Source organism: Marivita sp. (assembly GCF_017643905.1).
GTDB lineage: Bacteria > Pseudomonadota > Alphaproteobacteria > Rhodobacterales > Rhodobacteraceae > Marivita.
Map to the genome: position 1 here is coordinate 24,497 of NZ_JAEPMO010000029.1, position 10,181 is coordinate 34,677.

The window sequence follows — 10,181 nt, forward strand, 5'->3', positions numbered from 1 at the left end:
CCGGGCGCGAACGCCCGGGCAGTTGGTCACATAAGGCTGATTGGAAGGAGGAGATCAGCCTTTGGAGAATTCGGGATAGGCTTCCATGCCCAGCTCAACCATGTCGAGACCATTGATCTCTTCTTCTTCGCTGACGCGGATACCCACGGTTGCTTTCAGGATGAACCACAGGATCAGCGAGGCGACGAAGGTGAACACACCGTAAGCCACGATACCGGTCAGCTGAGTCATCAGGCTTGCTTCACCGTAGAAGATCACGGCGATGGTGCCCCAGATACCTGCAAACAGGTGGACCGGGATGGCGCCGACAACGTCGTCGATCTTGAGCTTGTCGAGGAACGGGATTGCGAAGACCACAATCACACCACCGACAGCACCGATCCAGAGCGCGCCGAAGAGTGTCGGAGCAAGCGGTTCAGCTGTGATCGACACGAGACCCGCCAGAGCGCCGTTCAGAACCATCGTCAGGTCGACCTTTTTGTAGAGGATCTGGGTCAGGATCAGGGCAGTCACGGAACCAGCCGCTGCGGCCATGTTGGTGTTGGCAAAGATACGCGACACGTCGGAAACGTCACCCACGGTGCCCATGGCAAGCTGCGAGCCGCCGTTGAAGCCGAACCAACCGAGCCACAGGATGAATGTACCGAGGGTTGCGAGCGCCAGGTTGGAGCCCGGGATCGGGTTCACACGGCCGTCTTTATACTTACCGATACGCGGACCGAGCACGATCACACCAGCCAGAGCAGCCCAGCCACCGACGGAGTGCACGACGGTCGAACCAGCGAAGTCGGAGAAGCCCATTTCGGACAGCCAGCCGCCACCCCACTGCCAGGAGCCGGAGATCGGGTACATGAGACCGGTCAGAACGACCACGAAGGCAAGGAAAGGCCACAGTTTGATGCGCTCGGCCACGGCACCCGACACGATGGACGCGGTTGCGGCAACGAACACCAGCTGGAAGAAGAAGTCGGAACCAACAGACGCGTAATCAAGCGCGGCATCCGCAGCAGCAACTCCGACCGGATCAAGAACGGTCTGGCCACCAATCGCGAAGAAGCCGTTGAAGTCGCCCGGATACATCGTGTTGAAGCCAACGAGCCAGTACATGATGGCTGCAATCGAGAAGAGCGCGATGTTCTTGGTCAGCTGCATCGCCACGTTCTTGGAACGGACAAGGCCCGCTTCGAGCATGGCAAAGCCGGCGGCCATGAAGAACACGAGAAAGCCTGCCATGAGGAACAGGAGTGTGGTGAAGATATACGGTCCAACCTCGTCCATGGTCGGCGCGGCGGCCTCTTGAGCCATGCCCATAACCGGCAGCGCAACAAGCGCGGCAGCGGGCAGGAGTGTCTTGAGTAGTTTCATCTGTATGTGTCCCCTAATCTCTGTCACAGCGCCTGTTCAGAGCGCATCCCCATTGGTTTCGCCTGTGCGCACGCGAATGGCCTGCTGCGCATCGAGCACGAAGATCTTGCCGTCGCCGATCTTGCCGGTGCGGGCTGTCTTGGTGATGGTCTCGATCACCTGGTCGGCCATGTCGGCGGCGACCACGATTTCGAGTTTGATTTTTGGCACGAAGTTCACCGCGTATTCTGCGCCACGGTAAATCTCGGTGTGGCCGGACTGAGATCCGAACCCCTTGATCTCGGTTACCATCATGCCGCGGACGCCAATGTCTGTGAGCGCCTCGCGGACTTCTTCAAGCTTGAATGGCTTGATTGTCGCTATGATGAACTTCACCTTGGTCCCTTTCCCTTGCAGGTCGATCTTGTTTGCATGCGCAGAAAAGAGGCAGGTAGGAGGGGAAGGGAAGATTTGAGGCCGGGTGAAATGGGTCGGGCCCCTTCATGTTGCACAAATTTTGCACAATTTTGTATGAATGCACGTTTTTTAATCAATTAAAAAACCAGGTAACGTGTTCTTGACCAGTCCACATCGACTGTGAAACTCACTAAATTAATAAAAAAGAGCAGCATCACAGGCGGGCGCCATGACTGATTCACGACGCGGGAAGAACCGTCTGGTCGCTGACCGGCGATATCCCAAGACGCCAACCAAAGCGTCTCAGCCACGCAAGGCCGCCCCGGCCAAGCGCAAGCCGACCCGCGCCAAAGCCAAACGCGGCGGGATCATCGGCTTTTTGACCGGGATCATCGGCTGGGTGTTTCGCTTTTTCTTTCGCCTGTTTGTACGTGCGGGCCTCGTGGCCGCGATTATCGTCGCAGGCTTTGTCGGCTACGAATACACCACGCTGCCCGAAGTCTCGGATGCGCTCGACGGTCGCGCACGCGGGTCAGTGCAGCTTTTGGATCGCGACGGCGTTGCTTTTGCATGGCGCGGCGACCAGTTCGGCGAAGTGGTGACGGCGGACACCGTTTCGCCGCATCTGAAGAACGCGGTGATCGCCACCGAAGACCGACGCTTTTACAGCCATTTCGGCATTTCTCCGCGCGGTGTGGCATCGGCGGTAAGGATCAACCTGTCCGAAGGGCGCGGGCCGTTGTCGGGGCATGGCGGGTCGACGATCACGCAACAGACCGCAAAACTGCTTTGTCTGGGTGTCACCTATGACCCGAACGACTGGAAGAATGAGGCCGAGTATGTGGCCGATTGCCGTCGCGGGTCGCTCTACCGCAAGGCCAAGGAAGCGGTCTACGCGCTTGCCATGGAGATCAAGTACACCAACGACGAGATCCTCTCGATCTATCTGAACCGCGCCTATATGGGCGGTGGCGCTTATGGTGCGGCAGCGGCGGCGGAGCGGTATTTCTCGAAACCCGCGTCGGCCCTGACACCGCAAGAAGGTGCGATGATCGCCGGTTTGCTGACCGCGCCATCGAGCCTTGCACCGACATCGAACCTTGAACGCTCACAGGCAAGGGCGGCGACCGTGCTGCGGTTGATGAATGAACAGGGTTTCCTGACCGACGAACAGACACGGGCCGCGCAGGCGAACCCTGCAACGCTGTCGGACAAGGCCAAGACGCAAACTGGGGGTTATTTCGCGGATTGGGTCATGCAGTCCGGCCCGGACTTCTTCACCCGCGACACGACCGAGGATGTGGTGATTTCCACAACCCTTGACCAGCGCATTCAGAAGGCGGCGGAAGACGCGATCAAGACGGTCTTTGCAACCAAGGTGCGTGAAGGGTCCAAGGCGCAGGCGGCGATTGTGGTGATGTCTGCCGACGGGGCAGTACGCGGCATGGTGGGCGGGCGACAGACCAACGTCTCGGGCGTCTTCAACCGCGCGACGCAGGCCAAGCGGCAGACCGGGTCGGCGTTCAAACCGTTCGTCTATGCGACCGCTTTGGAACTGGGGTACAGCCCGTATGACCGGGTAACGGATGAGCCCTTCTGCATGAACATCCCGGGCTCGGGCCGATGGTGCCCCGAGAACTATTCAGGCAATTACTACGGGTCGGTCACCTTGACCGAAGCACTGGCCAAGAGCCTGAACATCCCGGCGGTGAAAATCTCGGAATCCGTGGGCCGCGATCTGGTCCGTAAAGTGTCCGAGGATTTCGGTATCCAAAGCTCTTTGACCGACACGCCCGCTTTGGCCCTAGGCGCGTCAGAGGCGTCGCTTCTCGAAATGACCGGGGCTTATGCCGGTATCCTGAACGGCGGATCGTCCGTGACGCCCTATGGCCTCGTGGAACTTCGACTGGTTGGCGAGGACCACCCCATGATGGGCAGCGGTGGCGGTATCGGAGAACGTGTCATCAATGAAGAGGCGTCACGCCAGCTGATCTGGATGATGGAAAAGGTGATCACCGAAGGCACCGGGGGTCGGGCAAAACTGGGCGACCGTCAGGTGGCCGGTAAAACAGGCACCTCGCAAGAGGCGCGCGATGCGTGGTTCATTGGCTTTACCGCGGATTACGTGACCGGTGTCTGGATGGGGTATGACGACAACACGCCGCTTGCCGGTGTGACGGGCAGCGGCCTGCCCGCCGAGATCTGGCACGAGGCGATGGTGCGCGTGCATAACGGGTTGCCAGTGCGCCCCCTGCCGATGATCGAACCGACCCCGCCGCGACAGGTGGCGCAACCACAGCAGCCACAACAACAGCAGCCCGCCCGCCAGCGCGATCAGGGCGGCAACGCGCTTGAGAACGCACTGAACCAGATCTTGCGCGATATTCTCGGACGGAACTGACAGGTCGCTGTCGTGGGGAAGGCGGTCGTCTTTCCCCTTCCCATTTCCGACGGTGCGCAATAGCGTCCGGACAAACGAAAAAGGGGAGACACCATGACCAATGCCATCGACGCCCGCCTTGCCGAACTTGGCCTGACCTTGCCGGATGCTCCGGCCCCGGCGGCCAATTACGTGCCGTTCGTGCAGACCGGAAACCAGGTCTATGTCTCGGGTCAATTGCCGACAGGGCCGGATGGACTCATCAAGGGCAAGCTGGGCGCTGATCTGGATGCAGAGGCGGGGGCTGAGGCCGCGAAATATTGCGCTCTGGCATTGCTGTCACAGGCGCGCAAAGCCGCCGGTGGTGATCTGAGCCGGGTGCGCGTGGTCAAGCTGGTGGGTTTTGTAAATTCCACCGCCGATTTCGGCGATCAGCCCAAAGTGGTAAACGGCGCGTCCGACCTGATGGTCAATGTGCTGGGCGACAACGGTCGTCATGCGCGCTCTGCCGTGTCTGCTGCGTCTTTGCCCTTTGGCGTTGCTGTCGAAATCGAAGGGATTTTCGAACTGCTATGACCCGCCTGCCGTCCGCGTTTCTGACCCGTCCGATTGCGCATCGCGGCTTGCACAACAAGGCCGAAGGGGTAATCGAAAACAGCCCCTCAGCCTTTGCCGCCGCGATTGCTGCCGGGTATCCGATCGAGCTTGACCTGCAATTGTCGCGCGACGGCGTTGCGATGGTGTTTCATGACGACACGCTGAGCCGTCTGACAACCGAGACAGGCGCGGTGCGGAACCGGGATGCGGCCGAGCTTCAGACGTTGACGATCAAGGGCGGCACCGACCGGATCCCGACGCTGACACAGGTCCTGGAACAGGTGAACGGCGCGGTGCCGCTGTTGATCGAGCTGAAGGACCAGCATGGCGCGATGGGCGAAACCGATGGCGTGTTGGAACGGGCGGCGCTGGATGTTCTCAAGGGCTATGACGGCGCGTTCGCCCTGATGTCCTTTAACCCCACCATGGTCGCCAAGGTGGCGGAACTGTCGCCAGACACACCGCGTGGGATCATCGGCTGCGCGTGGCGCAAGATCGACGAGCCGCATGTGCCGGTGGATCGCCGGGCCGAGCTGGCCACGATTCCCGGTTTCGAAGAGATGGGTGCCGATTTCCTCAGCCACGACCATGCGAATCTGGACGCGCCACGTGTGGAACAACTCAAAGCTCGGGGTGTGCCGATCCTGTGCTGGACGATCCGCAGCGCAGAGCAGGAAGAGATGGCCCGCAAGGTTGCCGACAATATCACGTTTGAAGGCTACGCGGCTTGATCCGCGCCTCATCAGACCCACGTAGCACCGCGTAACCAAGGAACGGACATGTCCGACCCAACTGACGCGCCCACAATCGCCATTTCGATGCACGGCTCCCTGTCTCAGATCGCGGCAGAGGATTGGGATGCCTGTGCTTGCCCCGAAGTGGCCGATGGCGGGAGGGCATATGATCCCTTCACCACCTATCGCTGGCTTAAGGCGTTTGAGGACAGCCGGTCGGTCGGGGCAGGCACGGGGTGGGACCCGCGCTACATGACCGCCGAGATGGACGGCCAGATCATCGCCTGCGCGCCGCTTTATGCAAAAAGCCACAGTCAGGGTGAATACATCTTTGACCACAACTGGGCGCATGCATGGGAACGCGCGGGGGGACGGTACTATCCGAAGCTTCAGATTGCGGTGCCTTTCACCCCTGCCACGGGCCGACGTTTCCTGACCCGTCCGGGTTTCGAGGCCGAAGGCATCAGCGCGCTTGTTCAGGGCGCGGTGCAGGTCGCGTCCGAGAACCAGCTTTCGTCGCTTCACATCACCTTCTGCACCGAAGCCGAAGCGATCGCCGGGGAGCAGATCGGGCTACTGCGTCGGCGGACGCAGCAATACCATTGGGAAAACCGGGGCTATGCCGATTTCGACGTGTTCCTTGCCGACCTGAGTTCGCGCAAACGCAAGACGATCCGAAAGGAACGCGAACGGGCGCAGGGGTTCGGCGGGACGATCCACCAGTTCACTGGCGACCAAATCCAGCCAGACCACTGGGATGCGTTCTGGGCATTTTACCAGGACACTGGCGCGCGCAAATGGGGGACGCCCTACCTGACCCGCAAGTTTTTCGACTTGGCACAAGAGCGGCTTCGGGACGACATCCTGCTGGTGCTGGCCGAACGTGACGGACGCTGGGTCGCAGGTGCCATGAATGTCATCGGGCGCGACACGCTCTATGGCCGCTATTGGGGCTGCGTCGAGGACCATCCCTGTCTGCATTTCGAGCTGTGTTATTATCAGGCGATGGATTACGCGATTGCGCATGGCCAATCCCGCGTTGAGGCGGGGGCGCAGGGCGAACACAAGCTGGCACGCGGATACCTGCCGGTTTACACCCATTCACTGCACTGGATCGGCGATCCCGGTTTCTCGGACGCGATTGCGCGTTATCTTGACGCCGAAGCAGAGGCGGTCGGGCAGGATATCGAAGTTCTGACCAGTTACGGCCCCTTCCGCAAAGACAAGACAGAGGACCACGAATGACCGAAAAACTCTCAGACACCGCGCGCAAGACTGTTCTTGGCCCTCTGCTGGAGGCTGGTTGGTCGCTTGTCGATGGCAAGGATGCGATCACCAAGACCTATAAATTCAAGGATTTCACCGAGGCGTTCGGCTGGATGGCACGGGCCGCGCTCTGGGCTGAGAAATGGAACCACCATCCCGAATGGTTCAACGTCTACAACAGGGTCGAGGTCACGCTGACAACGCATGACGTGGACGGGCTGTCGTCTCTGGATGCCAAACTTGCCCGGAAACTGGACAGTCTCTAGGGTTCCTCTGCCCTCAAGGCACAGCTTCAGGAAATTCACAGTTTTTTCAGTGCGCAGACGAAACAGGGTCTGTTAGCGTCATACAGGTAAATTAAATCTGTGTGATTGTGATGTCCCTTTCGACGAATGAACGCCTGACCCATCTTGTTTACGAGGCGTCGCTCGATAATTCGCTTCTGCCTGAGTTGATCCTCGAATTGACCGAGCAGGTGCAGATGGCCGCCGATGGCCGCATGATCGAGGCCGATCAGCGGTATGATTTGAGCGACCTTATGGTTCATTTCCGCCGGGCCATCCAAATCTCGGAAAAGATGGTGCACCTGCAGGAACGGGAATCCGATCTCGAAGCGGTTCTGGGCACCTTCGCCGTTGGAATCGCTCTGGTCGACGACAGCGGCGCACCGTTGGTTATCAATCAGGCCATGCGGGAAACCGGGTTGGCGCTGGACGCGCCGATCAAGCTGCTCCCGGCGGGCAGTTCCGACAAACACGAGGCCAAGGCACAAACGCTGTCCCGCTGGGTGTCCGAGACCAATCACATCGAAACGCCGCAATCCCTGATGACGCGCGAAAGCGAAACGACCTACCTACTGCTGCCCCGACAGGAAGCCATTCGTATGGGTTTTCCGGCCAAAGCCGCGGCGGTTCTGGTCGCCACCAATCCCAACACCGCCGATGGTTTGCGCGCCTTGGCCAGTGCCCATGATCTGACATTGCGCGAACAGGCCCTCGTACGCGCGCTGATGGACACAAGCGACCTGCGCAAAGCCAGCGAGTCGATGGGGATCAGCTACGAATCCGGGCGCACCTATCTCAAGCGGGTGTTCGAAAAGACCGGCATCAGCAGTCAGGTCGATCTTATCAACACCATCGCGAAAAGCCCGTTGTCAATGTTCCGGCAACGCGAAACGACCGATGCGGAACGGTTTCAGGTAAGGCGATTGCTGCGGCTGCCGGATGGGCGGATGCTCGAATACTTCATACTTGGGCCTGAGGACGGCATGCCAGTGGTGCTCTTCGATGCATTGTCGGGGTCGTCGATCGACCTGACCGGATTTCCCCGCCAGTACCTTGAGCATCTCGATTATTACGGCGTGCGCTTGATCATGCCCTGCCGGCCGGGGATCTACCGGTCGGATTTCAAGAAGATGACTAGCCTGCGCGAATTCGCGCCTGATCTGGAATGCCTGTTCGATGCTTTGGGCTACGATCAGGTGTCCCTGATGAGTTTTTCCTTCGGATCGGGCATCGCGTTGGCCACCGCGCATGAAATGCCGGGACGCATTAGAAAGGTGCTGCTGTCCTCACCCAGCTATCCCGTCTACAAGCACGACAACTGGCGCGAACTGGACCAGTTCTACCATCTGTCAGCCGTGCTCGCACAGCGCTGGCCCGCGATGTTCCGACAATTGATTCCGTTCCTCGTGCGGTCAATCATCCAGAACGCGCCCCGCTATATGGAACGCTATTGCAACCGCACGCCAAGCGCCCATGATGTGGAGCTCCTGTCTCACCCGACCATCGGCCTCCGATCCTCGAAGATGCTGGAAGAACGCACAGCAGGGGGCGTCAATGGCATGGTCGAGGAAAACCTGCTGAACTCTCGCGGTTGGGATTTTGATGTCAGTCATATCTTGGCCCAAGTCGGAATTTACCATGGTGCGGACGACAACGTGGCTCCGGCGCAGGGCGGCGAGCTATTGTCGAAGCATCTTCCGAACGCCAGCTACACCCTGTTCAATGACAGAGGGCATTACCAGCATATCTCAAGCTGGCCATGGATGGTCGCCCGTGCCGCAGGTCTGGACGTGAAACCCTACGACCGGACATATTCGATCCCGACGATCTGACCAGAAAACCGGTTGCGCAGACACTTTGTCCCCATATGGGGATATTGCGCTTCACTGGACTTCCCTAAAGTCACCTTACTGAGCCTTTTCAGTATCAAAATCTTTTTAGAGAAGCCTTTGTAATGCCAAACATTATAACGAAGGTCGCTGCCTACGAGCGCTTGGCGCGGGAGCGTCAAATGACGTCCCTTATTGATCGGGATATCATAGCTCTGGGCGGCGACTTCATACCTCTGAGATCGGATTGGATCTCGCTCTTCTATGACACAGCGCACAAGGTCGTATCCGACGATGGCAGCCAATATGCCTACCGTGCGATCACGACGCGGGGTGAATTGCTTTGGTTCGTATTTTCGACCGGCAAATCCCGCGGCTATCATTCCGAGGCGGCATGTCCCTTTGCCGCCTTTACAGAAGCCAAGACCGCTTTGGATCAACGACGCCAGATCAAGGCACGATGGAGCGATGTCACATCCATTGCCCGCGATCTGCGCCGTGGGAAGATGCGGTTCGACATTCTGATCGAGGACGCCCACACCTCACCCCTCTGCGCCATGGGAACGCGGCATTTCCTGCGTTCGGTTGGGCTGTCCGGAATCACGCGCTTGTCTGGGTTCAAACTGGCGTGGCTGATGCTGCTGGAACCGCAGCTTGGCTTTGTGATCCATCAAGCCGCCCTTCGCGAAGGCGTGTTGCCATACGAAGCTGCGATAAACCCCGTCACACCGAAAGAAAGCGCACGGTCGATACGACCGAAACGGGTCGCCCCGGTCAGTTGATCACACGCCATCAGGGCAAGGGCGGCTTCGTTTTCTGCGTTCCCTTGCCCGTGGGCTTCGCCTAACCTGCCCGCGATGCTGGGCTATATTGTCAAACGACTGATCTCACTTGCCATAAGCCTGATTGTGGCCTCGGTGGTCATTTTCGCCGTGGTCGAGATAGCGCCCGGCGATCCCGCCAGTTTCATGTTGGGCATCAACGCACAGCCCGACACGGTGGCCGCGTTGCGCGCAGAGCTTGGATTGGACCAGTCCAAACTCGACCGCTACCTGAGTTGGGTCGGCGGAATGCTGACGGGCGATTTCGGCACATCCTACACCTATCGCACTCCCGTAGCGCAGATGATCGCGGACCGGATGTGGGTGTCCTTGCCGCTGGCGCTCTACGCGCTGACCCTGTCCACGCTCATCGCATTTCCCGCTGGTATCTTTGCGGCCGCACGTCGCGGAGGACCGGGCGATCTGGCGGTCACAGGCGCGACCCAACTTGGTGTCGCAATTCCGAACTTCTGGTTTGCAATGATGCTCGTGCTGATCTTCGCAATCCA

At 59.4% G+C, this 10,181-nt stretch carries 10 protein-coding genes; 8 read left to right on the forward strand and 2 right to left on the reverse strand.

What is annotated here, in order from left to right:
* Positions 1-54: 54 nt before the first annotated feature.
* Positions 55-1,365 (reverse strand): ammonium transporter, encoded by a 1,311-nt coding sequence (locus JJ869_RS06510; protein WP_292265447.1) that lies wholly within the window; start codon positions 1,363-1,365, stop codon positions 55-57.
* Positions 1,366-1,401: 36 nt separating this feature from the next.
* Positions 1,402-1,740: a P-II family nitrogen regulator gene (locus tag JJ869_RS06515; protein ID WP_292060931.1), complete on the reverse strand. Its 339-nt coding sequence runs from the start codon at positions 1,738-1,740 to the stop codon at positions 1,402-1,404.
* A 250-nt stretch (positions 1,741-1,990) separates the two neighbouring features.
* Here JJ869_RS06515 and JJ869_RS06520 point away from each other — a divergent pair, with 250 nt between their 5' ends.
* From JJ869_RS06520 to JJ869_RS06555, 8 genes are all read left to right on the forward strand, one after another.
* A complete protein-coding gene (locus tag JJ869_RS06520) occupies positions 1,991-4,162 on the forward strand; it encodes a PBP1A family penicillin-binding protein (RefSeq protein WP_292265448.1) in 2,172 nt (723 codons plus the stop codon).
* A gap of 93 nt (positions 4,163-4,255) precedes the next feature.
* Entirely contained in the window at positions 4,256-4,717 is a 462-nt protein-coding gene (locus JJ869_RS06525; RefSeq protein ID WP_292265449.1) for a RidA family protein, read from the forward strand.
* Complete coding sequence (locus tag JJ869_RS06530) at positions 4,714-5,469, forward strand: glycerophosphodiester phosphodiesterase family protein (protein ID WP_292265450.1); 756 nt, start codon at positions 4,714-4,716, stop codon at positions 5,467-5,469. The genes JJ869_RS06525 and JJ869_RS06530 overlap by 4 nt, the downstream gene beginning before the upstream one ends.
* A gap of 48 nt (positions 5,470-5,517) precedes the next feature.
* Positions 5,518-6,717: a GNAT family N-acetyltransferase gene (locus JJ869_RS06535; RefSeq protein ID WP_292265451.1), complete on the forward strand. Its 1,200-nt coding sequence runs from the start codon at positions 5,518-5,520 to the stop codon at positions 6,715-6,717.
* Positions 6,714-7,004, forward strand: coding sequence for a 4a-hydroxytetrahydrobiopterin dehydratase (locus JJ869_RS06540; RefSeq protein ID WP_292265452.1), 291 nt, complete (start codon positions 6,714-6,716; stop codon positions 7,002-7,004). The genes JJ869_RS06535 and JJ869_RS06540 overlap by 4 nt, the downstream gene beginning before the upstream one ends.
* Positions 7,005-7,114: 110 nt before the next feature.
* Positions 7,115-8,854, forward strand: a complete 1,740-nt coding sequence (locus JJ869_RS06545; RefSeq protein ID WP_292265453.1) for an alpha/beta hydrolase — start codon at positions 7,115-7,117, stop codon at positions 8,852-8,854.
* A 179-nt stretch (positions 8,855-9,033) separates the two neighbouring features.
* Entirely contained in the window at positions 9,034-9,633 is a 600-nt protein-coding gene (locus JJ869_RS06550; RefSeq protein WP_292265454.1) for a hypothetical protein, read from the forward strand.
* Between the two features lie 75 nt (positions 9,634-9,708).
* A partial coding sequence (locus JJ869_RS06555) for an ABC transporter permease (protein WP_292265455.1) occupies positions 9,709-10,181 on the forward strand: 473 nt, incomplete at its 3' end.

What these genes read in the sequence shown, in the direction of transcription:
- JJ869_RS06540 (WP_292265452.1), top strand. Translation starts at nt 6,714, where the DNA reads ATGACCGAAAAACTCTCAGACACCGCGCGCAAGACTGTTCTTGGCCCT.
- JJ869_RS06520 (WP_292265448.1), top strand. Translation starts at nt 1,991, where the DNA reads ATGACTGATTCACGACGCGGGAAGAACCGTCTGGTCGCTGACCGGCGA.
- JJ869_RS06510 (WP_292265447.1), bottom strand. Translation starts at nt 1,365, where the DNA reads ATGAAACTACTCAAGACACTCCTGCCCGCTGCCGCGCTTGTTGCGCTG.
- JJ869_RS06545 (WP_292265453.1), top strand. Translation starts at nt 7,115, where the DNA reads ATGTCCCTTTCGACGAATGAACGCCTGACCCATCTTGTTTACGAGGCG.
- JJ869_RS06525 (WP_292265449.1), top strand. Translation starts at nt 4,256, where the DNA reads ATGACCAATGCCATCGACGCCCGCCTTGCCGAACTTGGCCTGACCTTG.
- JJ869_RS06535 (WP_292265451.1), top strand. Translation starts at nt 5,518, where the DNA reads ATGTCCGACCCAACTGACGCGCCCACAATCGCCATTTCGATGCACGGC.
- JJ869_RS06530 (WP_292265450.1), top strand. Translation starts at nt 4,714, where the DNA reads ATGACCCGCCTGCCGTCCGCGTTTCTGACCCGTCCGATTGCGCATCGC.
- JJ869_RS06550 (WP_292265454.1), top strand. Translation starts at nt 9,034, where the DNA reads ATGACGTCCCTTATTGATCGGGATATCATAGCTCTGGGCGGCGACTTC.